The following is a 24,700-nucleotide window of genomic DNA, read 5'->3' as shown; positions in this document are numbered from 1 at the left end:
GTTAATATCAAGCTTCAAACTTTGATGGAGCAAGATGATGAACACGATTTTCACCCTGTCGCAATTTGTGCATATCACCGCGGGCGCACTGGCATTAGTGTTATTTTGGATGCCTGCCATGCTGAAAAAGGGCAGCGCGAATCACAGTCGTTTTGGCCGTTATTATGTCTATGCCATGTACACAGTGGCGGCGACGGGCGTGGCGATGGCAACAACAGGCCTCATTGATCCGCTCGCGGTAATTAAACTGCCTGCGGCTAACGCCGATGCTTTAGCAGCGCAGATTGCGGATCGTAAAAATGCTTGGATATTTCTCATCTATATCAGCTTGTTAACTCTAGTGACCGTTAGGCATGGCGTGTTGGTTCTGCGTTATAAGGCGCAGCGTCAGCAATTAACATCGCCGCTGCATTTGTCGTTAATGCTGAGCTTAACGTTACTTGGCCCTGTGATGGCGCTATGGGGATACCAAGAAAAGCTGATCCTCGCGGTGATTTTCGGCCTATTAGGCACTACGGTTGGGGCGGGATTCCTGCGTTATAGTTTTAAGGCGACTTTGACCAAATTAGAATGGTGGATAGAGCATTTAGGCGCGATGATTGGCTCGGGTATCGCCTGCTACACCGCCTTTTTCGCCTTTGGTGGCAGCCGTTTGTTTATCGACCATGGCAATTTGCGTCTGTTGTCGTGGATACTGCCAGGTGTTGTCGGTTTTGTGGTGATCCGCTATTTAAGCGGCAAGTATCAACGTCGTTTTGCGGATTAACCTGAAACGTAAAAGCATAGGGAGCCGTAAAAACATAGGGAGCCGTAAAAAGAACAGGGGCCGCCTAAGCTGCCCCGATTTGAGATGATGTGAGCGGTTTTACCCGAGTTAAACCTTGGTCTCGGTAGCATTGGCCGTCTTAGCAGACTCGAGCCACTGATCCATCTTTTGCTCTAATAAATCTAAGGGCAAGGCGCCATTTTCGAGCAATTTGTCGTGGAAGACTTTGATATCCATCTTATTGCCCAAGGCTTGTTTGGCCTTAGTTCGCAGTTCGATAATTTTCAGCTCGCCCAACTTGTAACCTAAGGCTTGTCCCGGCCAAACCACATAGCGCTCGATTTCGGACGTGGCCTCTGAGCGGTGTATTCCCTCAGTCGCCACTGCATAATCAATGGCTTGCTCACGACTCCATCCCTTTGCATGCATACCTGTGTCGACCACTAAGCGCACCGCGCGGTGTAACTCGGACTGCAAGCGACCAAGATCGTTAATCGGATTATCCTGATACATGCCCATCTCAGCGGCTAACCGCTCGGCATAGAGCGCCCAACCTTCACCTGCGGCATTGGAGTAAAAAATGGTACTCAGCAGCGGCAAGGTATCCGACAGACCAATGAGCGTCTGTAGATGATGGCCGGGATTGGTCTCGTGATAGGTTAAGGTTTGCAGCGAATAGGAGGGCAGCGCCGCCATATCGTACAGGCTTATCCAAAAAGTACCCTTACGCGAACCATCCTGTGACGGCGCATCGTAAAATGCACCGCTGGTTGCGGCGGCGCGACTATCGGGCACGGCTTCAACTGCAACTTGTTGATCGGGTAAGCGGCCAAACCATAGGGGTAATTTGGCATTGACTAGCGCCAGATAGCCGTGAATGTCCGTCATTAATTGTTGTTTGCCCTCGGCAGTGTTGGGGTAGATATATTTAGGATCCTTGAGCAATCGCTGCATGCGCTCGCCAACTGTGCCTTTGCGGTAACCCACTTGTTTGAGTAACACATCCATCTCGGCGGTAATGCGGGCGACTTCATCTAATCCCAGTTGGTGGATCTCATCTGGGGTCTTATCTGAATTGGCGAGGTGTTTAATCATCGCCTTATAGAGTTTCGCGCCCTGAGGCTGGTGTCCAAGTCCCGCCACATGGGTGGCCTTGAGACGCACAGCTTGTAGTGCTGAAATCAACTGGCGCGTAGCAGGGTAATATTCAGTCTCCACCAGTTCGGCGGCAGAGTTCGCCAACGCCTCACTTTCTGGTACTTGGGCGGCGGTTAATTTGGCTTTAAAACTGCTGACCAAGGGATGCTTGTTGGCATGGTGGACTAACTGTTGCTGCAACACAGCTATGGTCTTATCGATAATAAAATCGGGTGGGATTACCCCCATTTGTACATCTTGATCCAGCTTATCGATAACCGTACCCATGGCGGCAGGGTACATGCTTAAGCGGTTAAGATAAGCCTTAGCTTGCGCTGGAGTGCTGACCGCAAACTTATCTTCCATATAGCTCGGAAATTCAACATGCAATCCAGATAAGTGGTTGACGACATAAGGTAAAAACCAAACGCCGTATTCACCAAGCATAGTGCCATAGGCCACGGTTTCGGCAGGCAACAGGGCGCCGGCGATTTCAGATTTTATCGAGCCTAAACTCACTTGTTCAGAGGCGCTAAGCTGGCTAGCATCGATAGCGTTGAGTTCGGTTAATATGGCCTTAAGCGCTTTACGGCGATGATTTTCCCCCGACGGGCTGTAATCGGTCAGCTTAGAGAGAACATCTTTACCCGCTTCATCCTCGGCCACGCCATAATAGGTGGCGATTTCTGGCCTTAGGGCAAAATAACGTTGGGTGATTGGCGCAAGTTGCTGCTTAAGGCTCAATACTTGGACGGCCTTTTCGGCCTTGGCCTGCTCAGTGGTTTGATTGGTCTGTGTTGGGTTTGGATCGCTACAACCCGTTGCTAACATGGCCAGAATTAAAGCATTTACTATTCTTTTCATCAGGTTACTCATACAAAAACATTGTGGGCAAATCCGTTGTTGGACTTGTGCCGCAAGCGTTAAACCGTGATTAGTGTGATCAAGCTCAAATTTGAACGGTTATCCTAACAGTTTATTGCACTCAAACTGCATAAATTTTGTTACTAGTTTTATTGATAATCTGGAGTGAAAAGGGAAGTGGGGGACAAGGAAATCCTTATCGAACTTTATAATGCGCAGCCATTCTCAAATAGGTGGCGTTCAAGTGGATTCCCATCCACATAAAACAGCAAAGCACCTAATTCATGTCTAACTGAGAAAGCATTATTCATCATGGCCTCTGGGGCTGATAGGCAATACCATTAGGGCATATCTCGCTGAGATTGCTGCCATTCAGTGGTTAATTTTTGTGATTGAGCGATTAATTGCTGTCTTTGCGTTGTATCTGGGAAAAGTTGTCCTAGGTAATATTAAAAATGAGCGCTTGCTCAAAGGTTTTTACATCCAGAGTGATTTTACTGAACTTAGCGGATAAGGGATTATCAGAGGATTAAGTAAGTCGTTGATGTTTATATTGACTAAGGAGTTGTTGATGAGAAAAACCGCACTTTCGAGCCTTGTTTTTGCACTGCTTTTAGGGTCTCCACTGGCGAATGCCACTAATATCACGGCTGAATTTAAATCGGTTGAAAATATTAAAGATGTGAGGGCATTACAGCAGCAAGCGCCACAGTTATTAAGTTCAGGCTTGCCGAGTGAGCAACAGTTTGCGCAGCTAAAACAGGCGGGTGTGGATGTAGTGATCAACCTTATGCCGGACAATAGCAAAGATGCCCATCCAGATGAAAGAAAACTCGTGACTCAGGCCGGAATGGACTATGTGTATATTCCCGTGGATTGGCAAAACCCTAAAGTAGAAGATGTTGAAGCCTTCTTTACAGTAATGGATCAGCATAAGGGGAAAAATGTGTTAGTTCATTGCCTTGCTAATTATCGTGCCTCAGCGTTTGCCTATTTGTATCAGTTAAAGCAAGGCCAAAAACCAGAAATAGAAAAGACTATGGCGCCATGGAATGGAGAGTTATTAAACTATCCTAAATGGCATGCATTGTTAGTGGATGTAAGTCAAAAATACGGTTTCTAATGTTTCACGTGAGTATGAATCCGCCCGCGCGATTGCTTAGTTATACGCTTGATGCGCGGATGGTATTTTGCGTTAAATCGCCATTATTACCACTTATATACCAAGTGTTTAAAGGCATTGTTTTTTAACAATATACGTTTTTGTAGAGTAAAAGTAATCGCTACAAGTTAATTATTTTATAAAATGGCTTTAATTTTACGATTTTCCCTTCTTGGATGAGTTCGTTAATTATTCTACGGTATGAGCGTGTCGTTATTCCGAGTCGTTTTGCGCCAAGAGTTGATGAAAGCTTAAATTGTTCTTCGCTTGCTAAATTTTTAGCTTCTAATATTTGGTTGATAATACTCACTTTTGTTGATTGTGTCAGATTGCTGATAAGTTCGTGCATATTTAGATTATATCTTTTTGTAATTAATGACGTAATATACATGAACATATTTGAATCTTTTTCTACAATTTTTATAAAATTAGCTTTAGATATTCGATACATTACGCCGGATTTATTTGCTTTTATGCTAAATAAAGCACTGTTGTTTTCTTGGAAAAACTCCATTTCACCTAGAAATCCGCAGTAATTATCTTCAACTTTAAGAATGAATTCATTACCACTCGAGTTTATATAAGAAACAGTTAGGTTGGCATTTTCACAGAATATGAGTTCAGAAACATGCTTAGATTGTCTTAGCAAGTAGGAGTTCTTATGGTATTTAATCTCTGCAATACCAATAGCTTTAACAATAGTAGCGATATCATCCATAAGTATTTGTTACATATTCAAAACATGTTATTTGTATACAAGTATACTATCGCAGTATTGAATAGCAATCACTACCCTGGAGTATGAATTTGGTGAAAGTGGTTAAAACGCATTAAGTTAAGATTTATTCAATACGCTTTAACCATATTAAATAGATTAAATTTTAATGGCCGTTTCTAATGCGACTTTGACCATTTCATGGAGATCGGTTCTGCGTTCGTCAGCCGTTAAATGTTCATGCTGGGTAATATGGTCTGTAACGGTACAAAGAGCGAGTGCGCGGCATTGATGCTCTGCAGCAAGCGCATAAAGAGCGTTTACTTCCATTTCTACACCTAGTACGCCGTATTTTGCCATCAGGGTATAGTCATTTTCATTTGGTCGATAAAATAGATCAGATGAAAATACGTTGCCTACCTTATAGTTAACAGTTGTCGTTTTTAACACTTCAACACACGCCTGTAACAGGTCAAAGTTTGCGATGGCTGCCAGATCGTGGTCTAAAAAGCGAATACGATTTATTTTGGAGTCTGTAGAGGCTCCCATGGCAACAATTAAATCTTTCAGCTGAATATTATCCGATATAGCTCCACAACTACCTACTCGAATAAAGTTTTTAACACCGTAGGTTGTCATCAGTTCATGAAAATAAATCGAGGCTGAAGGTGCACCCATGCCATGACCCATAATTGAAATATCTTTAGATTTATATTTTCCAGTAAAACCTAATATTCCACGGACATTAGTGACTTCCTTTACATCCTCTAAATAAGTTTCTGCAATAAGTTTTGCTCTGAGTGGGTCACCAGACATAATAATTGTTTTTGCAAAGTCACCAGGATTCGCATTGATATGTGGAGTCGACATGTTTCACCTCTAAATTACATTAATGACACTAAGGCGCCTGCAATAGTACCTGACATTAAATTGGCCAAGATTGCGGCTAAAAGTACTCTTGGGCCAATTTGAGTGATAAGTTCTCGTTTATCTGGGCACATGGCAGCGATACCACCAACGACCATAGCAAGTGAGCCAATATTGGCAAATCCACATAGGCTAAAGACAACAATGGCCTGTGTTTTATCTGAAAGAGTATTAGATACTTCTAAGAAACTGATATAAGCAACAAATTCATTAATGGCAATTTTTTGGCCAATAATTGAAGCTGCAGGTATTGCTTCAGACCAAGGGACTCCCATGAGGAATGCTAATGGAGATAGCAAATAGCCAATAATCATTTCTAATGTAAGCTTATCGATACTAAATAAATTACCGATACTACCAATGATGCCATTTAATAATGCAATAATGGCTACAAATGATACTAATAATGCCGTTACAGTAATAACTTGGTTCATGCCCATTAAAGAGCCATCAGTAATGGCTGCTAATAATCCTTTGGGCTGATCAGCATCTTCGATTTTATTGTCATTATTAACTATATTTTGTTCAGTTTGTGGGCAGAGTAGCTTTGCAAATAATAGACCTGCTGGTGCGGTCATAAAACAAGCTGTAAGAATATATTTAGGATCAATGCCTAGGTTGATATATCCCACCATAGTGCCACCCGCGACACTGGCTAATCCACCTGTCATAACAGCAAATAACTCTGAGCGAGTCATGTTTTTGACTAAGGGTCGAACCATCGATGGGGCTTCAATTGGTCCGACAAAAATATTTGCTGTGGCAGAAAGAGATTCAGCTTTACTGGTACCTAATATCTTAGAGAGTCCGCCACCAATAATATTAATGATAAATTGCATGACTTTTAGGTAGTAGAGTACTGAGATTAAGGCAGAGATAAATATCACTACGCAAAGTACGTTGATAACGAAAACAAAGCCTAATTTATAGTTAGCTAGATCGCCAAAAACAAAGGTTAAACCAGAATTTGAAAAGGCAATTACACTGTTGACGCCACTGCTCATGGCTTCAATGATGGTGACTCCTGCTGGTACAAACATAACAAATGCACCGAGTAAAATTTGAAGTGTTAATGCTCCTGCAATGGTTTTAAATTTTATTTGGCGTTTATTTTCGGAGAATAGATACCCAATAAAGACTAGAACAGCAATACCGATACAACTCATGATTGTTGACATAGGTTCATCCATCATCATCTGGTAATAGATCATTTTATAGAGATGAATCATTCAAGATTTTTTCGTTAAAAAAACGGACATTTTTCCTATTTGAGGATAAAAATGTGGTTATTTGCAGAAAATCACATGAAATGTTTAATTTTTATTTTATTTCAATGTGTTAGATGATATGTGTTGGCGGTGTAACCTAATGCATCTAAATCAAGATTATGCTGTTGGAATTTAGGTATTTAGGCGATGTATCTAGTGCAGGAGATCTTGTCACTATTGTCAGAAGGTCTATTTAACTGAGTGAGTGCAGTTAAATAGACCAAAGCTTTGAAATTATTGATGGATTAGCTTACCGTTTTTTACTACATCTTTGCAGGGATTAACGCCGTAGCTGTAGGCCAACTGTGCTGGGGTGGCGATATCCCACAGACAGAAATCCGCCTGTTTACCAACCACTAAGCTGCCGACACTCTCTTCAATCCCAAGAGCCTTAGCGGCATTCAATGTTAAACCCGCAAGCGCTTCCTCTGGGGTTAAGCGGAATAGGGTGCAACCCATATTCAGCATCAATAGGGTCGAGCAAATGGGCGATGAACCTGGGTTAAAGTCGCTGGCGAGTACCATAGGTACGCCATATTGGCGCAGTAAGTCGATGGGCGGTTTTTGGGTTTCCCGCAAAAAGTAAAACGCGCCCGGTAACAGCACGGCGCAGGTGCCACTTTCACTTAGGGCTTTAACTCCGGCTTCATCCAAATATTCAATATGATCGACCGACTTAGCCCCTAAACGTGCGGCTAATGCAGAGCCGCCCATATTGGATAATTGCTCGGCATGCAGTTTAACTTGCAGGCCAGCCGCTTTGGCGGCGCTCAGTACGCGCTCGGTTTGCTCTAGGTTAAAGGCGATGTTTTCACAGAATACATCCACCGCATCGGCGAGGTTTTCGGCAATCACCGCAGGCAGCATCTTATTGATAATTAGGTCGACATAGCCGTCACTATTGTCTTTAAACTCGGGTGGCACCGCATGGGCACCGAGGAAGGTGGTCTTCACATCCACATGGTGATGTTTACCGAGTTCGCGGGCCACGCGCAGGATTTTTAGTTCAGTTTCGGTATCTAGACCGTAGCCAGATTTAATCTCAACCGTAGTCACCCCTTCTTTGGCTAGCGCGTTTAAACGCTGGCGCCCGAGGTCAAATAGTTCGGCTTCGTCGGTCTCGCGGCAGGCGTTAACCGTGGAAATAATTCCGCCGCCAGCACGGGCGATTTCTTCGTAGGTGGCGCCCTTTAGGCGTAGCTCGAATTCGCTGGCGCGATTACCGGCAAAGACTAAATGGGTGTGGGCATCAATCAGTCCTGGAGTGATCCAACCGCCCTTGCCCCTGTAAACAGGAATGGACAACACATCGAAGGCGGGCAGCTCGCTGCGTGGGCCTAGCCAGGCAATTTTACCGTCTTTTACTGCGATAGCCGCATTGGTAATTGCGCCGTAAGGTGCTGATATGGAAGGGTCCATTGTTGCTACGTTAACGTCTATCCAAACCTGATCCCAAGACATTGTTATCCCTCGCTGCGTTGGCTTTTTGGCCCCGCAAACTCTTTATTATCGAAAGTTATGTGAGCTAGCTTGTATTTACTTGTATATACAAGCTAGGATTGTAGCCGCAATTTTGAACGTTTGAAAGTGTGCCCGCATCTAGCACCTATATTCTAGATTTTTATACCGAGGAAGTGTTTTGGCTACGCCTAAGTTTGCAGAAATTAAGCAATATATCATTGGCTGTATCGAGTCCGGTGAGTGGGAAGAAAATGCCCGCGTGCCCTCGGAAAATCAGTTGGCCGAACTGTTTGTCTGTAGCCGTATGACCGCGCGTCGTGCCTTGACCGAGCTGACAGACAACGGCGTGCTTGAGCGTTCACAGGGGCTGGGCACCTTTGTAGCCGGGCGAAAGTCGCAATCCTCGATGTTGGCGATCCGCAACATTGCCGATGAAATCAAAGACCGTGGTCATGGTTACAGTGTGCAGCAGTTGGCACTGAGACAAGTGAATGCTACCGCGCCTATCGCCATCGCACTGGCGCTGGAGCTCGGGAGTCCGGTGTTTCATTCGGTGTTAGTGCATTGCGAGCAGGGCGTGCCGCTGCAAGTCGAGGAGCGTTATGTGAATCCCGCCTTTGCGCCTGATTACTTAGAGCAGGACTTTAGCGAGCAGACACCCCATGAATACCTGTCGCAGGTGGCTCCGCTGACCGAAGCGCATCATACGATTGAGGCGATTATTGCCAGTAGCGAGTTGCAGCAGAGGTTAGCGATCCCCGCGACTGAACCCTGTTTACAGATTTTACGCCGCACTTGGTCACGCCAAGGGGTAGTGAGTTTTGCCAAATTAGTACACCCAGGTAGCCGCTTTAAGCTCGGCGGACACCTGACATTCAATAAATAACGTACGCAAACAGAGGTGAAGGCTTAAGGCATTCATCCGATGTTTAGCGACAAAAACACAATAAAAACAATAGCACTTAGCCTAATGGCAAGTGAGTTCAACAGGTTGAAAGAGGACATCTCAATGGACAAGCGACACGACCCAAGCCGCCGTATTATTGCGCCCCATGGTAGCCAATTAAGCTGTAAAAGCTGGTTAACCGAAGCGCCAATGCGCATGTTAATGAACAACTTACATCCCGATGTGGCCGAGCGCCCTGAGGATTTAGTGGTTTATGGCGGTATCGGCCGCGCGGCCCGCGACTGGGACTGCTACGACAAGATTATCGAAGTGCTAAAACGCCTCGAAGACGATGAAACCCTATTAGTGCAATCGGGCAAACCTGTGGGCGTATTCCGCACCCACGCAGATGCACCACGCGTGTTGATTGCTAACTCTAACCTAGTGCCACATTGGGCAAACTGGGAACACTTCAACGAGTTAGATAAACAAGGTTTGGCCATGTATGGCCAGATGACTGCGGGTTCTTGGATTTATATCGGTACCCAAGGCATTGTCCAAGGTACCTACGAAACTTTTGTGTCTGTCGCAAAACAACACTTTGGCGGTGTGGCTGCCGGTAAGTGGATCCTCACAGGTGGTTTGGGTGGTATGGGCGGTGCGCAAACGCTCGCCGGTACTATGGCGGGCTTCTCTGTGCTCGCCTGTGAAGTGGATGAAACTCGTATCGATTTTCGTCTGCGTACCCGTTATGTGGATAAAAAGGCCACTTCATTAGACGAAGCCTTGTCTATGATCAACTATGCCAATGCCTCGGGCAAACCCGTTTCCGTCGGCCTGTTAGCTAACGCCGCCGATGTATTTGCCGAATTAGTGAAGCGTGGTATTACTCCTGACGTTGTCACCGACCAAACCTCTGCCCACGATCCGCTGAACGGCTATTTGCCACAGGGCTGGACCATGGCGCAAGCGGCCGACATGCGTAAAACCGATGAGGCTGCCGTCGTTAAAGCGGCTAAAGCCTCGATGGCGGTGCAGGTGCAAGCCATGCTGGATCTGCAAGCGGCAGGCGCAGCGACCTTAGACTATGGTAACAACATTCGACAAATGGCCTTCGAAACCGGCGTTAAAAACGCGTTCGATTTTCCAGGTTTTGTGCCTGCTTATATTCGCCCACTGTTCTGCGAAGGTATCGGCCCGTTCCGTTGGGTTGCCCTGTCTGGCGATCCTGAGGATATCTACAAGACCGACGCTAAAGTCAAAGAACTGATCCCAGATAATCCTCACCTGCACAACTGGTTAGATATGGCCCGTGAGCGTATCGCCTTCCAAGGTCTACCTGCGCGTATCTGCTGGGTGGGCTTAAAGGACCGTGCGCGTTTAGCCCAAGCCTTTAACGAGATGGTGAAAAACGGCGAGCTGTCGGCGCCGATCGTCATTGGTCGTGACCACTTAGACTCAGGCTCAGTCGCCAGCCCTAACCGTGAAACCGAATCTATGATGGACGGTTCAGACGCAGTATCCGATTGGCCATTACTGAACGCTCTGCTAAACACTGCCAGCGGCGCGACTTGGGTGTCGCTGCACCACGGCGGTGGTGTGGGCATGGGCTTTAGCCAACACTCGGGTGTGGTGATCGTCTGTGACGGTACTGAGGCCGCCGCTAAACGTGTTGGCCGCGTGCTGTGGAACGACCCAGCGACAGGCGTGATGCGCCATGCCGATGCGGGTTATGAGATCGCCAAAAACTGTGCAAAAGAGCGGGGCTTAGATCTGCCCATGCTTAAAGACTAACAACTCAACACAAACCGTGAAAAACAACGACAAGAATACGGATGTAAAAATGAAATCAGTCAATCATTTAGTATTAACGCCCGGCAGTTTAAGTCTGGCGCAACTGCGTGAAATCAGCCGCCATAAGCTGACACTCGAATTGGCGCCAGAGGCGATAAACGACATCAACACCAGCGCGCAAATCGTGCAAAAGGTGCTGGATGAAGGTCGCACCGTTTACGGCATCAACACAGGTTTTGGTCTGCTGGCCAACACTAAGATTGCCCCAGAAGATCTGCAATTACTGCAACGCTCTATCGTGTTATCCCACGCGGCGGGCACGGGCCAGTATATGCAGGATGCCACAGTGCGCCTGATGATGGTGTTAAAGATCAACTCCTTAAGCCGTGGTTTTTCTGGTATCCGTTTAGAAGTGATTAACTTCCTTATCAGCCTAGTGAATGCCGAGGTTTATCCTTGCGTGCCTGAAAAAGGTTCTGTGGGTGCCTCTGGCGACTTAGCGCCGTTAGCCCATATGTGTCTGCCGCTCTTGGGTGAAGGCGAGATGAGCTACCAAGGGCAGATTATTTCGGCCGCCGAAGGCTTAGAAATCGCCGGCCTTAAGCCAATCGATTTAGCTGCGAAGGAAGGCTTAGCGCTGCTCAACGGTACTCAGGCTTCTACCGCGCTGGCGCTGGAAGGCTTGTTCCACGCTGAAGACTTGTTTGCTGCCAGCTCAGTGATTGGCGCGATGAGCGTTGAGGCGGCCATGGGGAGCCGCAGCCCGTTTGACCCACGTATCCATGCGGCCCGTGGTCAAAAAGGTCAAATCGATTCAGCTATGGTGTTCCGTCATCTGCTGGGTGAAGAGTCCGAAATCAGCTTAAGCCATGCAAACTGTGAAAAGGTACAAGATCCTTACTCACTGCGCTGCCAACCACAGGTGCTAGGCGCTTGCTTAACGCAAATTCGCCAAGCGGCGGAAGTGTTAGGCACTGAGGCCAATGGCGTGACCGATAACCCGCTGGTATTCCAAGATACTGGCGACATTATCTCTGGCGGTAACTTCCACGCCGAGCCCGTTGCTATGGCAGCCGATAATTTGGCGATTGCGATTGCCGAATTAGGCGCGATTGCAGAGCGTCGTATCGCGCTGCTTATCGACTCTAGCCTGTCTAAACTGCCACCTTTCCTGGTTAAAAACGGCGGGGTGAACTCGGGCTTTATGATCGCCCAAGTAACCGCGGCGGCATTAGCCTCTGAAAACAAAACCTACGCCCATCCAGCCTCGGTCGACAGCTTGCCAACCTCGGCCAACCAAGAAGACCATGTGTCTATGGCGACCTTTGCGGCGCGCCGTTTGCGGGATATGAGTGAAAACACCCGCGGCGTATTAGCGATTGAATTGTTAGCTGCCGCCCAAGGGTTGGATTTCCGCGCGCCATTAGCGCCAAGTGATGCAGTGGCTAAGGCCAAAGCCGAGCTACGCGAAGTGGTTGCCTACTACGATAAAGACAGATATTTCGCGCCGGATATCGAAGCGGCAACGGATCTGTTGTACACCGCCAGCTTTAATACTTACTTGCCCCAAGGCGTATTGCCGAGTCTGTAATGCACAGTCTTTGGCGCCGATAACCCCTCTGCGGGTGAAAAGTGCTGAAGCAAGCGACCAATAAAGTGAAAGGCATAGCGATTTGCTATGCCTTTTGTCTATCTTATGCGGCGATTTCGCTGTTTTTACACTTTGTACTTTAGGTGTGTTTAACACCGCAGGATGAATGCTTTTTTATCCAATCTTTACATTGTCAGCTTTGAGAGCTGTCTATCCATCCAAAACCGATAAATATGAGGTGTTTTTAACCATCTCTTATTTCGTTTCGGCTTTAAATCTACACCTTATATAACCTTAATATGCCATTGTGAGACAAAATGGGTCTTGATGGGTGGACAAAATGTCTTTTGGTGCTTTTTGGGTTTATATCTTAATTTGTTTCGCTTTTATAGAGTTAAATTCTAAAAAAATCATATTTAAAATCTATTTAATGGTTGTTTGCTCTGTAGCTGGCAAATTGAGATCTTGATCTCATGTCATTATTTGTTATCTATTTTCACTTTAAGGATAATCTTAAATTAAGTGAGGTCTTTATTGACTCACTCAAACGATTGCAGCGTTACCACTGCAATTACCAAACTCATAACGACAAAAGTGTGAGATAACGCTATGAACAGACGCCAGTTTTTTAAACTGTGTGCGGCCGGAGCGGCAACCTCAGCGATTTCAGCGCTGGGATTGATGTCCGAAAAGGCCTATGCAGCAGTGCGAGAGTTTAAGCTGATCGGAGCCAAAGAAACCCGTAACAACTGTCCGTATTGCTCGGTAGGTTGTGGCCTGCTGATGTACAGCCAAGGCAGCGGGGGTAAAAACTCTGAACATGCTATTTTCCATATCGAGGGTGATGCCGATCATCCAGTAAACCGAGGTGCATTGTGCTCTAAGGGTGCAGGCCTTGTGGATTATGTTAACAGTCCACACCGTTTACAGTACCCAGAATATCGCGCCCCCGGCAGCAACAAGTGGGAACGGATCAGCTGGCATGATGCCTTTAAACGTATTGCTCGTTTAATGAAAGATGACCGTGATGCGAACCTGATTGAAAAGAACGCCGATGGTGTAACGGTTAACCGTTGGTTAACCACAGGGATGATGACTTCATCCGGCATGGCCAATGAAAGTGGCTTAGCGACACAAAAATTTGCTCGCGCTTTAGGCCTTGTAGCTATCGATACTATTGCACGTAACTGACACTCTCCAACGGTAGCAAGTCTTGCTCCGACATTTGGACGTGGTGCCATGACCAACCACTGGATCGATATTAAAAATTCAAACGTAGTGATTATTATGGGCGGTAATGCCGCAGAAGCTCACCCTGTCGGATTCGGCTGGGTTACGGAAGCTATGCAGCATAACAATGCTAAGTTGATTGTGGTTGACCCACGTTTCAACCGCAGTGCGTCATTGGCAGATCACTATGCCCCAATCCGCTCAGGAACTGACATTGCATTCCTTCTGGGTGTGATCCGTTATTTGATTTCGACCAATCAAGTTAACTTCGATTATGTGAAAGCCTATACCAACGCCAGTTATCTGGTGCGGGATGATTTTGACTTCCATGATGGCCTATTCTCAGGCTTTGATGAAGCAAAAGGCGAGTACAACAAAGAATCCTGGTTCTACCAACTCGACGAAGACGGCTATGCCAAAGTGGATGAAACACTTGAGCACCCGCGTTGTGTGTGGAACTTACTCAAACAACACGTAGAACGTTATGATTTTGCAACGGTAAGTAATATCACTGGTACACCAACAGAAGATTACCAAGTGGTATGTGACGCCATTGCGAGCACTCATACTAAAGATCGTGTGGCGACATTTATGTATGCGCTGGGCTGGACCCATCATAGTAAAGGTGCGCAGAACATCCGTTCTATGGCGATGATCCAGTTATTACTGGGCAACATTGGTCAGTTAGGCGGTGGTGTTAACGCATTGCGCGGTCACGCCAACGTTCAAGGTTCAACCGACATGGGGCTACTGGCCCAAAGTTTACCCGGTTACCTTAAACTGCCAAACGATAAAGAACCTACCTTAGCGGCTCACTTGGCGGCGAACACACCTAAGCCATTGCGCCCAGGTCAAACCAACTACTGGCAAAACTATCCGAAGTTTTATGTGTCCTTGCTCAAAGCCTTCTGGGGCGAGAATGCGACGCCTGAAAACGAGTTCGGTTATCAGTGGTTGCCGAAGTGGGATCAGATGTATGACTTCGGTAAGCATCTGGACATGATGTACCGTGGCAAAGTGAACGGTTGTATTGTGCAAGGGGTTAACGCCATTAACTCAATGCCTAACCGTAATAAGAACATCAAAGCACTGAGTAACCTTAAGTTCCTCGTAGTGCTTGATAACTTGTCATCGGAAACCGCCACCTTCTGGCAAAACGAACCCGGTTATAACGAGGTCGATACTGCCAGTATTCAAACCGAAGTATTCCGCCTACCTGCGACAGTGTTTGCGGAGGAAGAAGGTTCGATCGTTAACTCTGGTCGTTGGATGCAATGGCACTATAAAGGCGCTAATCCTCCAGGCGAAGCGATGTCGGACTCAGAGATTGTGTCTGGTCTGCTGCTGGAGTTGAGAAAGTTATATCGCGAAGAGGGCGGCAAACTGCCTGAGCCGATTCAAGCGATTAACTGGAACTATACCGATCCGCACAACCCTAGCGCTATCGAGCTGACGAAAGAGTTGAATGGTTACGACGTCGCGACCAAGCGTCAGATCAGCAGCTTTGCTGAACTGAAGGCCGATGGCAGTACCGCGAGTGCCTGTTGGATTTACGCGGGTTCTTGGACCGAAGCCGGTAACCAAATGGCTCGCCGCGATAACCATGACCCATCGGGTAAAGGTATTACGCCGGGCTGGGCCTTCGCATGGCCGCTTAACCGCCGCGTCCTCTACAACCGTGCTTCTTGTGATGTGAACGGTAAACCTTGGGATGAGCACCGTAAGATTGTCGAGTGGAAAGACGGCAAGTGGGAAGGGATAGACGTGCCCGACTTCAATGCCAAGTTGAATCCACAGGAAAGTGCGCATCCTTTCATTATGCAGGCTGACGGCGTGGGTCGTTTCTTCGCGCTCAAACTGCTTAAAGAAGGACCGTTCCCTGAGCATTACGAGCCAGTCGAATCGCCCATCGGCACCAACCCACTGCATCCTAATGTGGTGCACAGCCCTGTGCTGCGTTGGTTCGAAGGGGTGAAAGAGACCATAGGTACTAAAGAGGAATATCCCTACGCCTGTACCACTTACTCACTCACAGAACACTTTAACTTCTGGACGACACACTGCCGTTTAGCGGCGATTGCCATGCCAGAGACCTTTGTGGAAATGAATGAGCAATTGGCGGCAGAAAAAGGCATCAAGAATGGCGATTGGGTGAAAGTGAGCTCGAAACGTGGCCACATTCTCACCAAAGCCTTAGTGACTAAGCGTATGCGCCCATTGCAGGTTAATGGTCAAACGGTACACACGCTAGGTATTCCACGTCACGGTAGCCATAACGCGCTTACACGTAAGTCCTATAGTTGTAACGTCCTTACCACTGAGATGGGTGATGCCAACACGGGTGTTCCTGAGTACAAAGCGTTCCTCGTGAATGTTGAAAAGGCGGAGGTCTGATAATGGCGACTCAAGATATCATTCAACGTTCCGGCACTTCGCAAGCCACTCCGCCTGCACAGGCGAGAGTGGGTGGCGTGAAGCAAATTGCGAAGCTGTTTGACGCGACTAAGTGTAATGGTTGTAAAGCCTGTCAGGTAGCTTGCTCAGAATGGAATGACCTGCGTGAAGAGGTGGGGTCGTTCCAAGGTACTTATCAAAACCCTGCATCTCTGTCTCCAGAGTGCTGGACCTTGATGAAGTTCAACGAGATCGAAGACCAAGGCAAATTACGTTGGCAGTTTACCCACAGTGCTTGTATGCACTGCGCCGATCCCGCTTGCTTAAAGGCTTGTTCGACCTCTGGCGCAATCATTCAGCATGCTAATGGCACTGTGGATTTCGATTCGGACAAATGTATTGGCTGTGGTTATTGTGCCAGTGCCTGCCCATTCGATATCCCGAAGATCAGCGCCGTCGACAACAAGGCCTACAAGTGCACTATGTGTTCTGACCGCTTGGCTGTTGGGCTAGAACCTTCCTGTGTTAAGTCCTGTACCACGGGTGCGCTGCGTTTTGGTACGCGCGAAGACATGCTATTCGCCTCCGAAAAGCGAGTTAACGAGCTGAAAGAACGTGGTTTTGCCAAGGCGGGACTCTACAACCCTGAGGGCGTGGGTGGCACAGGCATGCTGATGATATTGCACGATGTCACTCAGCCTGAAACCTACGAAATGCCAAAGGATCCGCAAATCCCATTGTCTGTCACCCTGTGGCAGGACTGGGTGAAACCACTAGGTACTGTCGGACTTCTTGCAACGGCGGCTGTGGCCTGCCTGCATAAGATCACCGTCGGTCGCAACATAGTGGAAGAGGACCAACCCGGCTATCAACCGCCAGAGGAAGAGGTTAAGCAGGAAGAGGAGGCCAAGAAATGAGCAAGCATAATAAGCAAGAAATGATAGTGCGTCACAAGCTGTTCGACCGCATCTGTCATTGGTTCATTGTGGCCGTGGGGCTAGTCACGTTTCTGACGGGCTTTTCCTTCTTCTATCCCTCCTTCCAATGGTTGGGCGCGATAGCGGGCACGCCGCAATTGGCGAAGTTTATTCACCCAATTGCCGGCCTGATGATGTGTTTACCGCTGATGTTGATGTTGGTGCGTTATTACCACCACAACAAATGGGAAAAACACGATCTGGCTTGGATGCTCGCCATCAAGGACGTGATGTTCGAGAACGAGGAAAAAATCCCGCCTATCGGCCATTACAACCCTGGTCAAAAAGTGCTGTTCCGTGCCTTTGTGTTGACTTCTATCACCTTAACCGTGACGGGATTCATCATGTGGCAACCCTACTTTGCACCTTACTTCTCGGCCACTGTGGTGGGCTGGGCGATCGTGCTGCATGCCATTTGTGCCTTGATCATGCTGATGTTTGTGATGGTGCACTTTTGGATGGCGACCTGGGTGGAAGGTTCTATCACAGGCATGCTTTACGGCAAGGTCTCTAAGGCTTGGTGCCGTAAACATCATCCGCTGATGTTGGATGAACATTCGGACGTGGAGAAACATTAATGAGTCATACAGCCGAGATACCTATGGTCCCCGGCAGCGAATCGCCGCTGGAGCTTAAACCCTTAAAGGCGGTGGACCCTAAAACTGTGTATCACAGACGGGCGCAGCGTTTGTTGTCGTTGGCCAAGGACTCGCCGCTGGCCGACTACTTTGAGCTATGCCGCCGTGTGGTTGCGATTCAGGCCAGATTGGCGGCGGAGGCTGACTTCGGTCAGCTTCTCGCTTGGGGGAAAGATGAAGCGATTCCGCTTTCCCACTTGGGTTCAGAGGCAGATAGCTATTGGCAAGGACTGCTACAACAACTGTTAAGCGATCTGCTGCCGCAGGTGGATGAGGATATGGCGCGAGTGCTGCGGTTGTTGATGCAGCAATCTCCAGAACAACTCACCTCCTGGGGCAGTGCATTGCGTCAGGGACATATGAGCGCAGTGCCTGCACGCTTTAGTTTGTTTATCTGGGCGGCGATGGGGGTCTACTGGTCCCATTGGGCACCTATGGTGATTAAACGGATCGATCAACGCAAAGTCGTGCAGCAGAACCTATGCCCGATTTGCGGGTGTCATCCTGTGGCGAGCGTAATCGTCGACCAGCCGAGAGCGGGTCTGCGTTATCTGCATTGCAGTTTGTGCGAGAGCGAATGGCACTACATTCGCGCCCATTGCACTAGCTGTGGTCAGGATAAAGGGACGACGCTCTGGTCATTTGATGATGCCAAGGCGCAGGTGCGCATCGAGAGCTGCGACGAATGTCATGGTTACACCAAGATGCTGTTCGTTGAAAAGTCACCGCTGATGGATGTGGCGGCCGACGACTTAGCGACCCTGATGCTCGACAGTGAGCTAAATGCCAAGGGCTTTGGAGCGACCACGGTCAATCCATTGCTACTGGCCCACGAAACTGAGCAATAACCAAAGTCGGGAAGGGCTCACTGAGCTCTTCCCCTTATATTTATCAAGATGATACAAATGATGACCCAAGTACCCGATACACCCCAAGCCCTGTACCGCGCGCTGCCGTCGATGGACAGTTTGCTCGCCGATGCGGCGTTAGCCCCTTTGCTGCAACGCTATGGTAAAGCAGCAGTAAAAGCGGCGTTGGATACTCAGTTACGCACAGCGCGTGAGCTGATTGCCCAAGAGCGGCGCTTGCCCGCTTGGTGTGCTAATCCGGCGTTATTGAGCGGATATTTGGTTGATCAATTGTCTAAGGACTATAGCCATAGTCTCAAGCCCGTGTGGAACCTCACGGGAACAATCCTGCACACCAATCTTGGTCGCGCCCAGCAGTCTGAGGCGGCTATTCGTGCAGTGAGCTCTGTGATGCGTTATCCCACACCGCTGGAATTTGAATTAGCCGCCGGTGAGCGCGGCCATCGAGATAATGCTATTAGTGGGTTAATCCAGCGCCTAACAGGAGCTGAAGCCTGCTGCGTAGTGAATAATAACGCCGCCGCTGTGCTGCTGATGTTGTCGGCGGTCGCGGCGGGCAAAGAAGTGATTGTCTCCCGCGGTGAGCTGGTGGAAATCGGCGGCGCCTTTCGCATTCCAGACATTATGCGCCAAGCGGGCTGCACCTTAGTGGAGGTCGGCAGTACTAACCGTACTCACCTTAAGGACTATGAGCAGGCGATCACCGAAAATACCGCAGCTATCATGAAGGTGCATACTAGCAACTACCATATCAGTGGCTTTACCGCCTCGGTGGATGAGGCCAGATTAGGCCAACTTTGCCGCGAGCGCGGTATTGCGTTGATCTCGGATCTTGGCAGTGGTTCACTCACAGACTTACGCCGTTTTGGCCTGAAACAAGAGCCGACTCCCCAAGCCATGCTGGCGGATGGGGTCGATTTGGTTAGCTTCTCCGGCGATAAACTCCTTGGAGGCCCGCAATCGGGTTTGATTGTCGGTAAACAGGCGTTGATTAATAAGCTTCAAAGTCATCCGCTGAAGCGTGCATTGCGCTGCGACAAGCTGATTCTCGCGGCGCTAGAGGCTACGCTGATCCACTATCTCAACCCCGAAACCTTAGATCGGGAGCTGCCGATTATGGCTAAATTTGCCCGCAGCCAAGCTGAGTTGCGTCAAATCGGTGAGCGCCTGCAGCGCGCCTTAGCACCGCTGTTTGCCCCGAGCTATGGCATCGAATTAGTGGAGTGCCAAACCCAAGTCGGTAGCGGTTCGCAGCCCGATACCTTTTTGCCCTCAATCGCCCTGTGCTTTAACGCGCAAGAGGGCGGCAGTTTAACGCTGCTCGAGCAGCATTTTAAGCAGGCGCAGCGGCCTGTGATTGGCCGAATGACCCAAGATCAACTTCGCCTCGATTTGCGTGGTATCGATGATGAGGCCGAATTATTGGCCGAACTCAGCACCTTAGGTGTGCAGCTATGATTATGGTCACCGCGGGCCACGTCGACCACGGCAAGAGCACGCTGATCCGTGCCTTAACGGGGATGAACACCGACAGGCTCCCCGAAGAAAAACGCCGTGGTATGACTATCGATCTTGGTTACGCCTTTATGCCACTGCGAGATGGCACTCGCTTAGCCTTTATCGATGTGCCCGGCCATGAAAAATTCATCAATAACATGCTGGTGGGCGTGAGCCATGTGCGCCACGCGCTGCTGGTGTTGGCCTGTGACGACGGGGTGATGCCGCAAACCCGCGAGCATCTGCAAATCCTCGCCCTCCTACCGCTCAATAGTTTGACCTTAGTGCTAACCAAGCGGGATTTGGTCGATGACCAAACCGCCGCCAAGTTGGCTTCAGAGGGGATGGCGCTGCTTGCCGAATACGGTATCGAGGCCAGCGGCGTGTTTGAGGTTTGCGCGAATGATGCAGGTGATTCGGGGGTAGAAACCCTTAAGCAACATATTTTAGAGATTGCCGAGCAGCAATCGACCCAAGCGGAAGATGCTAGCAGTTTTAGGATGACGCTCGATCGCGCCTTTAGCGTTAAAGGCGCCGGCTGTGTGGTCACTGGCACTGTGATTAGCGGCAGTGTGTGTGTCGGCGATAGTCTCTACAGTTCAGGCCAAAAGGCCAAACTACGAGTGCGCGGCATTCATTGCCAAGGGATGGAAGTCCACAGGGCCTTAAGCGGCACTCGGGTCGCGTTGAATCTTACTGGTGTTGATAACCATAGGGCGCCCGCCCGCGGCGACTGGTTGAGTAGCCTGCCACAAGCCGAGTTGTGCGCCAGACCTGTAGTGCAAATTCGCAGTTTCGAACCCATCAGCCATTGGCAAAATGTGCATTGTCACCACGGCGCCGACCATACCTTGGGGCGAGTATCGCTTCTGGATGAAGCCGATGAGCAGGGGCGTTATCTGGCCGAAATTGTGCTGGATAAGCCACTACTGTTATGCCAAGACGATCCGATAGTGCTCAGGCATATTGGTGGTAAGCAAACGCTGGGCGCGGGGCGGGTGCTGGCATTAAAAGTTCCCAATCGTAAGAAGCGTACGCTTGAGCGTGTCAGTAAGCTGCAACAGCTGGCCAAGCTCACCAATCCGGTGAATGTGCTGGCGCTACTCGGCCAGACTGAGGCGTTCAGTATCGATGAAATCCATTGGCGCTGGCAGCTAACCGATGAAGGGCTGGCCGCCATGTTAGCGCAGGCGGGGCTGACTCGAATTGGCGCCTACGGGCTATCGACTCAGTTACTTGAGCAAGAAAAACAGCAATTTATTGAGCTGTTACGTGAGTATCACCAACAGCACCCAGACCAATTAGGGCCGGGGCGTAATCGTCTGCAACGTATGAGCCACAGTCTATTACCCAACGAGCTTGCCAATAAGGTGCTCGATAGCCTCTGCCAAGAAGGGCTGATGGTGTTGCGCGGTGCCTTGCTGCAGTTGGCGGATCACAAAATTGTTCTTGATAGCGAGGCGCAGCAGTGCTGGCAACTCTTGGCCCCTTGGCTGGCGCAGCAAACGTCGCCTGTGTGGGTGACTGAGATGGGGGAATATCTGGAACTCGAGCCCGCCAAACTTAGATTGCTATGTTTTCAACTGGTGCAACAGGGCTTTATTACCGCGGTGGTGAAGGACAGATATTTGCTGAGTGAGCAGTTGTGCCACTACGCCAATCTGGTGCGTGAGCACGTGGACACCCACGGCAAGCTTGAAACCGCAGAGTTTAAGGAACTGATTGGCCTCGGCCGCAAGGTCAGCATTCAATTGCTGGAGTTTTTTGACCGCAGCGGTTTTACCCGCAGGAAGTTTCGCAGTAACAGCCGGGAAATTCGGGATGGGGAACTGTTTTATTCCCATGAGAATTGGCGGAAGAACATAGGAGTCGAACCTACCCAGGACTGCTGGCAGCCCTACCCGGATTTGAAATCCGGACGCCTCACCGGAGACGACGTTCTTCCAATAGAAGACAACTCGATAGTAGAAAATGCGTAAACATGAATCAAGCGTATTTGCATTTCATTAAGTGGTTTGTGACTTAAGTCGTATTTTACAAGCAAACTAATTGTTTTTATTTGAATTTATGAGTTTAGAGGGTCGCTATGGAATATCATTCACACGCTGTGGTTACTGAAATAAAAGTGACCCTTTTAGAACAGGGACAGGCATCGGAGTTAACTGATTATGTCGCCAACGAGGTGCGTGTGGCGCTGGTCTACAACGGCATTTCCCACACTGTGATGTTAGCCAGCCCCGAAAACCTCGAAGAGTTTGCCATTGGCTTTACCTTGTCGGAGCGGATTGTTTCCCATGTGAACGAAATCAAAGGGGTGGATCTGGAATTCACTCCTGAAGGCGTGCTCATTCAGGTGGAGATCACCCAAAGATGTTTTATGGAACTCAAGCAGCAGCGGCGCAATATGGCGGGGCGTACTGGCTGTGGTCTTTGCGGTGTGGCTCAGTTAGAAGAGGCGGTAAAACCTGTTATCCGCGTCGACTCGGATGCCAGATTTGATATCGATCATCTTCAAATCGCTCTTGGGCAACTTAAGGAAAATCAGCATCACTTTAAGCTCACTGGGGCGACCCATGCTGCCATGGGCTTAGATCAAGACGGACAAATCATCGCCGCCTTTGAGGACATTGGTCGGCACATTGCACTGGATAAATTAATCGGCGGATTCTCAATGCGTAAGGCACAGCGTCCCGTCGCCGTATTGCTCACCAGCCGTGCCAGTTTCGAAATGGTGCAAAAGGCCGCTAGTGCCAATATCCAAATTCTGTTTGCTATGTCCGCCGTGACTTCACTGGCGTTGGAATTAGCAGAGAAAAGCAATATCACGCTTATCGGTTTTTGCCGTAATGGCAGGGCAACGCTTTACACCCACGGTTATCGCCTGTTGGGGCAGCAGTGTGTCAGCTTAGCTAAAGCCATTTAAGCGTGAGGCCACTTGAGATTGAAGTTGTCGAACGACTTCAATCACTCTGGCACACAGGTTATAAGCGTATTGCGCTTATTTTTTATAGTCTCGTTCATTAGGGTAATGACATGACATGGCAACAATTTAAACAACAATATCTGATCCGATTTTGGGCGCCAATGCCTGCGGTAATTGCCGCCGGTATCCTTTCTACTTACTATTTTGGTTTAACGGGCACCTTCTGGGCGGTGACGGGGGAATTTACTCGCTGGGGTGGGCATTTGCTGCAATTGGTGGGTGCCAATCCTGAAACCTGGGGTTATTTCAAGGTGATAGGTTTACAGGGGTCTCCCTTAGACCGCATCGACGGCATGATGATCATCGGTATGTTTGGTGGCTGTATTGCGGCGGCACTGTGGGCCAATAACGTTAAACTGCGTATGCCACAGAGCCGTATCCGCATCGCTCAGGCATTAATTGGCGGTATTATTGCCGGCTTTGGTGCGCGCTTGGCGATGGGCTGTAACTTAGCGGCTTTCTTTACTGGTATTCCGCAGTTTTCCTTACACGCGTGGTTTTTTGCCCTCGCGACGGCGGCGGGCTCTTACTTTGGTGCGCGCTTTACGCTGCTACCCATGTTCCGTATTCCAGTGAAATTGAAGAAAGTCGATAAGGCGTCTTCGGTCAAACAGGATGAAAACCAAGCCAGACGGCGTTTTCGCATCGGTATGTTAGTGTTCGCAGCCATTATCGGCTGGGGATTATTAACCATGTTCAATGCGCCTAAGCTGGGTATCGCCATGCTCTGCGGTGTGGGATTTGGCTTGTTGATTGAACGGGCGCAAATCTGCTTCACCTCGGCATTTCGCGATATGTGGATCACCGGACGCACCCATATGGCTAAGGCGATTATTCTCGGTATGGCGGTGAGTGCCATCGGGATTTATAGCTATGTGCAATTAGGTGTGCCGCCGAAAATCATGTGGGCTGGCCCGAATGCGGTGATCGGCGGCCTGTTGTTTGGCTTTGGCATTGTGCTGGCGGGTGGTTGTGAGACGGGCTGGATGTACCGTGCCGTCGAAGGCCAAGTACATTTCTGGTGGGTGGGCTTAGGTAACGTGCTCGGTTCAACCCTGCTGGCCTATTACTGGGATGATATCGCTCAGCCATTAGCAACCAACTGGGACAAAGTTAATTTACTGACCAGCTTTGGCGATAAGGGAGGCTTATTAGTGACTTATCTGCTGCTGGCATTGTCGTTTGCGGCCATGTTGCTGTGGGAAAAACGTTTCTTTGCTCGCAAGGCGAAGCGAGATGAACAATTGATTGCGGAGGCGGCGTAATGAGTCAATATATTCCAGATTATCAACTCGATATGGTGGGCGAGCCTTGCCCTTATCCTGCTGTGGCCACCCTTGAGGCCATGCCGACACTGAAACCGGGGGAGATATTAGAAGTGATCAGTGACTGCCCGCAGTCAATCAATAATATTCCACTCGATGCCAAGAATCATGGCTATAAAGTGCTGGAAATTGAGCAGAACGGACCAACGATTCGTTATCTGATCCAGCGTTAATTGAGCCATTAGAATAAGGCCATCACGGCAAATGAAAAGCGCT

The 24,700-nt window shown here is 48.9% G+C and carries 18 protein-coding genes, 1 tRNA gene and 1 pseudogene; 14 read left to right on the top strand and 6 right to left on the bottom strand.

Annotation, left to right across the window (positions count from 1 at the left end; translation table 11 throughout):
* Positions 1-34: 34 nt before the first annotated feature.
* Positions 35-766: a hypothetical protein gene (locus KXJ80_RS01550; protein WP_218737661.1), complete on the top strand. Its 732-nt coding sequence runs from the start codon at positions 35-37 to the stop codon at positions 764-766.
* 108 nt (positions 767-874) lie between these two features.
* On the opposite strand, the gene KXJ80_RS01545 is transcribed toward KXJ80_RS01550, so the two are convergent.
* On the bottom strand, positions 875-2,767 hold the full coding sequence (locus KXJ80_RS01545; RefSeq protein WP_256930981.1) for a DUF885 domain-containing protein: 1,893 nt from the start codon (positions 2,765-2,767) through the stop codon (positions 875-877).
* A gap of 571 nt (positions 2,768-3,338) precedes the next feature.
* Here KXJ80_RS01545 and KXJ80_RS01540 point away from each other — a divergent pair.
* Entirely contained in the window at positions 3,339-3,890 is a 552-nt protein-coding gene (locus KXJ80_RS01540) for a protein tyrosine phosphatase family protein (protein WP_218678089.1), read from the top strand.
* Positions 3,891-4,050: 160 nt separating this feature from the next.
* Here KXJ80_RS01540 and KXJ80_RS01535 read toward each other — a convergent pair whose 3' ends face one another.
* From KXJ80_RS01535 to hutI, 4 genes are all read right to left on the bottom strand, one after another.
* Positions 4,051-4,647, bottom strand: a complete 597-nt coding sequence (locus tag KXJ80_RS01535; RefSeq protein WP_218737659.1) for a Crp/Fnr family transcriptional regulator — start codon at positions 4,645-4,647, stop codon at positions 4,051-4,053.
* Between the two features lie 156 nt (positions 4,648-4,803).
* Complete coding sequence (gene deoD, locus KXJ80_RS01530; protein ID WP_047536455.1) at positions 4,804-5,514, bottom strand: purine-nucleoside phosphorylase; 711 nt, start codon at positions 5,512-5,514, stop codon at positions 4,804-4,806.
* Between the two features lie 14 nt (positions 5,515-5,528).
* Positions 5,529-6,749 (bottom strand): NupC/NupG family nucleoside CNT transporter, encoded by a 1,221-nt coding sequence (locus KXJ80_RS01525; protein ID WP_047540364.1) that lies wholly within the window; start codon positions 6,747-6,749, stop codon positions 5,529-5,531.
* 324 nt (positions 6,750-7,073) lie between these two features.
* The gene (gene hutI, locus KXJ80_RS01520; RefSeq protein ID WP_218737658.1) at positions 7,074-8,300 is read right to left on the bottom strand and encodes an imidazolonepropionase; all 1,227 of its coding nucleotides are present in this window, start codon (positions 8,298-8,300) and stop codon (positions 7,074-7,076) included.
* Positions 8,301-8,478: 178 nt separating this feature from the next.
* Between hutI and hutC the strand changes: the two genes are divergently transcribed.
* The 9 genes and pseudogenes from hutC to selB all read left to right on the top strand — a co-directional run.
* Complete coding sequence (gene hutC / locus KXJ80_RS01515; protein ID WP_218737657.1) at positions 8,479-9,186, top strand: histidine utilization transcriptional repressor HutC; 708 nt, start codon at positions 8,479-8,481, stop codon at positions 9,184-9,186.
* 123 nt (positions 9,187-9,309) lie between these two features.
* Positions 9,310-10,980: a urocanate hydratase gene (hutU, locus tag KXJ80_RS01510; protein WP_218737656.1), complete on the top strand. Its 1,671-nt coding sequence runs from the start codon at positions 9,310-9,312 to the stop codon at positions 10,978-10,980.
* A gap of 49 nt (positions 10,981-11,029) precedes the next feature.
* Entirely contained in the window at positions 11,030-12,571 is a 1,542-nt protein-coding gene (gene hutH / locus KXJ80_RS01505) for a histidine ammonia-lyase (protein ID WP_055646902.1), read from the top strand.
* Between the two features lie 609 nt (positions 12,572-13,180).
* A complete protein-coding gene (gene fdnG, locus KXJ80_RS01500; protein WP_218737655.1) occupies positions 13,181-16,195 on the top strand; it encodes a formate dehydrogenase-N subunit alpha in 3,015 nt (1,004 codons plus the stop codon).
* A 2-nt stretch (positions 16,196-16,197) separates the two neighbouring features.
* On the top strand, positions 16,198-17,112 hold the full coding sequence (gene fdxH / locus KXJ80_RS01495; protein ID WP_306299125.1) for a formate dehydrogenase subunit beta: 915 nt from the start codon (positions 16,198-16,200) through the stop codon (positions 17,110-17,112).
* Positions 17,109-17,750: a formate dehydrogenase subunit gamma gene (locus tag KXJ80_RS01490; RefSeq protein WP_037416279.1), complete on the top strand. Its 642-nt coding sequence runs from the start codon at positions 17,109-17,111 to the stop codon at positions 17,748-17,750. The genes fdxH and KXJ80_RS01490 overlap by 4 nt, the downstream gene beginning before the upstream one ends.
* Positions 17,750-18,658 (top strand): formate dehydrogenase accessory protein FdhE, encoded by a 909-nt coding sequence (gene fdhE / locus KXJ80_RS01485; RefSeq protein WP_169548452.1) that lies wholly within the window; start codon positions 17,750-17,752, stop codon positions 18,656-18,658. The genes KXJ80_RS01490 and fdhE overlap by 1 nt, the downstream gene beginning before the upstream one ends.
* A gap of 57 nt (positions 18,659-18,715) precedes the next feature.
* A complete protein-coding gene (gene selA, locus KXJ80_RS01480) occupies positions 18,716-20,137 on the top strand; it encodes an L-seryl-tRNA(Sec) selenium transferase (RefSeq protein WP_218737654.1) in 1,422 nt (473 codons plus the stop codon).
* Positions 20,134-21,936 (top strand): annotated as a pseudogene (gene selB / locus KXJ80_RS22460) (selenocysteine-specific translation elongation factor); the annotation flags it as partial. The gene selA and the pseudogene selB, both read left to right, overlap by 4 nt.
* 90 nt (positions 21,937-22,026) lie before the next feature.
* Here the strand turns inward: selB and KXJ80_RS01465 are convergent.
* Positions 22,027-22,121, bottom strand: a tRNA-Sec gene (locus KXJ80_RS01465).
* 141 nt (positions 22,122-22,262) lie between these two features.
* Between KXJ80_RS01465 and fdhD the strand changes: the two genes are divergently transcribed.
* From fdhD to yedF, 3 genes are all read left to right on the top strand, one after another.
* Positions 22,263-23,099, top strand: coding sequence for a formate dehydrogenase accessory sulfurtransferase FdhD (gene fdhD / locus KXJ80_RS01460; RefSeq protein WP_218737653.1), 837 nt, complete (start codon positions 22,263-22,265; stop codon positions 23,097-23,099).
* 110 nt (positions 23,100-23,209) lie between these two features.
* Positions 23,210-24,424, top strand: coding sequence for a selenium metabolism membrane protein YedE/FdhT (yedE, locus tag KXJ80_RS01455; protein WP_218678082.1), 1,215 nt, complete (start codon positions 23,210-23,212; stop codon positions 24,422-24,424).
* Entirely contained in the window at positions 24,424-24,657 is a 234-nt protein-coding gene (yedF, locus tag KXJ80_RS01450) for a sulfurtransferase-like selenium metabolism protein YedF (protein WP_011070517.1), read from the top strand. The genes yedE and yedF overlap by 1 nt, the downstream gene beginning before the upstream one ends.
* Positions 24,658-24,700: the final 43 nt, after the last annotated feature.

The organism is Shewanella xiamenensis (genome assembly GCF_024971755.1).
In the GTDB taxonomy this organism is placed as follows: domain Bacteria; phylum Pseudomonadota; class Gammaproteobacteria; order Enterobacterales; family Shewanellaceae; genus Shewanella; species Shewanella xiamenensis.
The sequence above is the reverse complement of the archived record's forward strand: the minus strand, read 5'-3'. Positions and strand labels throughout refer to the sequence as shown.

Bases quoted from the DNA above. Each gene is read 5' to 3' on its own strand.
- hutU (WP_218737656.1), top strand. From the start codon at position 9,310: ATGGACAAGCGACACGACCCAAGCCGCCGTATTATTGCGCCCCATGGT.
- KXJ80_RS01545 (WP_256930981.1), bottom strand. From the start codon at position 2,767: ATGAAAAGAATAGTAAATGCTTTAATTCTGGCCATGTTAGCAACGGGT.
- KXJ80_RS01525 (WP_047540364.1), bottom strand. From the start codon at position 6,749: ATGTCAACAATCATGAGTTGTATCGGTATTGCTGTTCTAGTCTTTATT.
- hutI (WP_218737658.1), bottom strand. From the start codon at position 8,300: ATGTCTTGGGATCAGGTTTGGATAGACGTTAACGTAGCAACAATGGAC.
- KXJ80_RS01490 (WP_037416279.1), top strand. From the start codon at position 17,109: ATGAGCAAGCATAATAAGCAAGAAATGATAGTGCGTCACAAGCTGTTC.
- yedF (WP_011070517.1), top strand. From the start codon at position 24,424: ATGAGTCAATATATTCCAGATTATCAACTCGATATGGTGGGCGAGCCT.
- fdxH (WP_306299125.1), top strand. From the start codon at position 16,198: ATGGCGACTCAAGATATCATTCAACGTTCCGGCACTTCGCAAGCCACT.
- KXJ80_RS01540 (WP_218678089.1), top strand. From the start codon at position 3,339: ATGAGAAAAACCGCACTTTCGAGCCTTGTTTTTGCACTGCTTTTAGGG.
- selA (WP_218737654.1), top strand. From the start codon at position 18,716: ATGATGACCCAAGTACCCGATACACCCCAAGCCCTGTACCGCGCGCTG.
- yedE (WP_218678082.1), top strand. From the start codon at position 23,210: ATGACATGGCAACAATTTAAACAACAATATCTGATCCGATTTTGGGCG.
- fdhD (WP_218737653.1), top strand. From the start codon at position 22,263: ATGGAATATCATTCACACGCTGTGGTTACTGAAATAAAAGTGACCCTT.
- hutH (WP_055646902.1), top strand. From the start codon at position 11,030: ATGAAATCAGTCAATCATTTAGTATTAACGCCCGGCAGTTTAAGTCTG.
- fdhE (WP_169548452.1), top strand. From the start codon at position 17,750: ATGAGTCATACAGCCGAGATACCTATGGTCCCCGGCAGCGAATCGCCG.
- KXJ80_RS01535 (WP_218737659.1), bottom strand. From the start codon at position 4,647: ATGGATGATATCGCTACTATTGTTAAAGCTATTGGTATTGCAGAGATT.
- deoD (WP_047536455.1), bottom strand. From the start codon at position 5,514: ATGTCGACTCCACATATCAATGCGAATCCTGGTGACTTTGCAAAAACA.
- KXJ80_RS01550 (WP_218737661.1), top strand. From the start codon at position 35: ATGATGAACACGATTTTCACCCTGTCGCAATTTGTGCATATCACCGCG.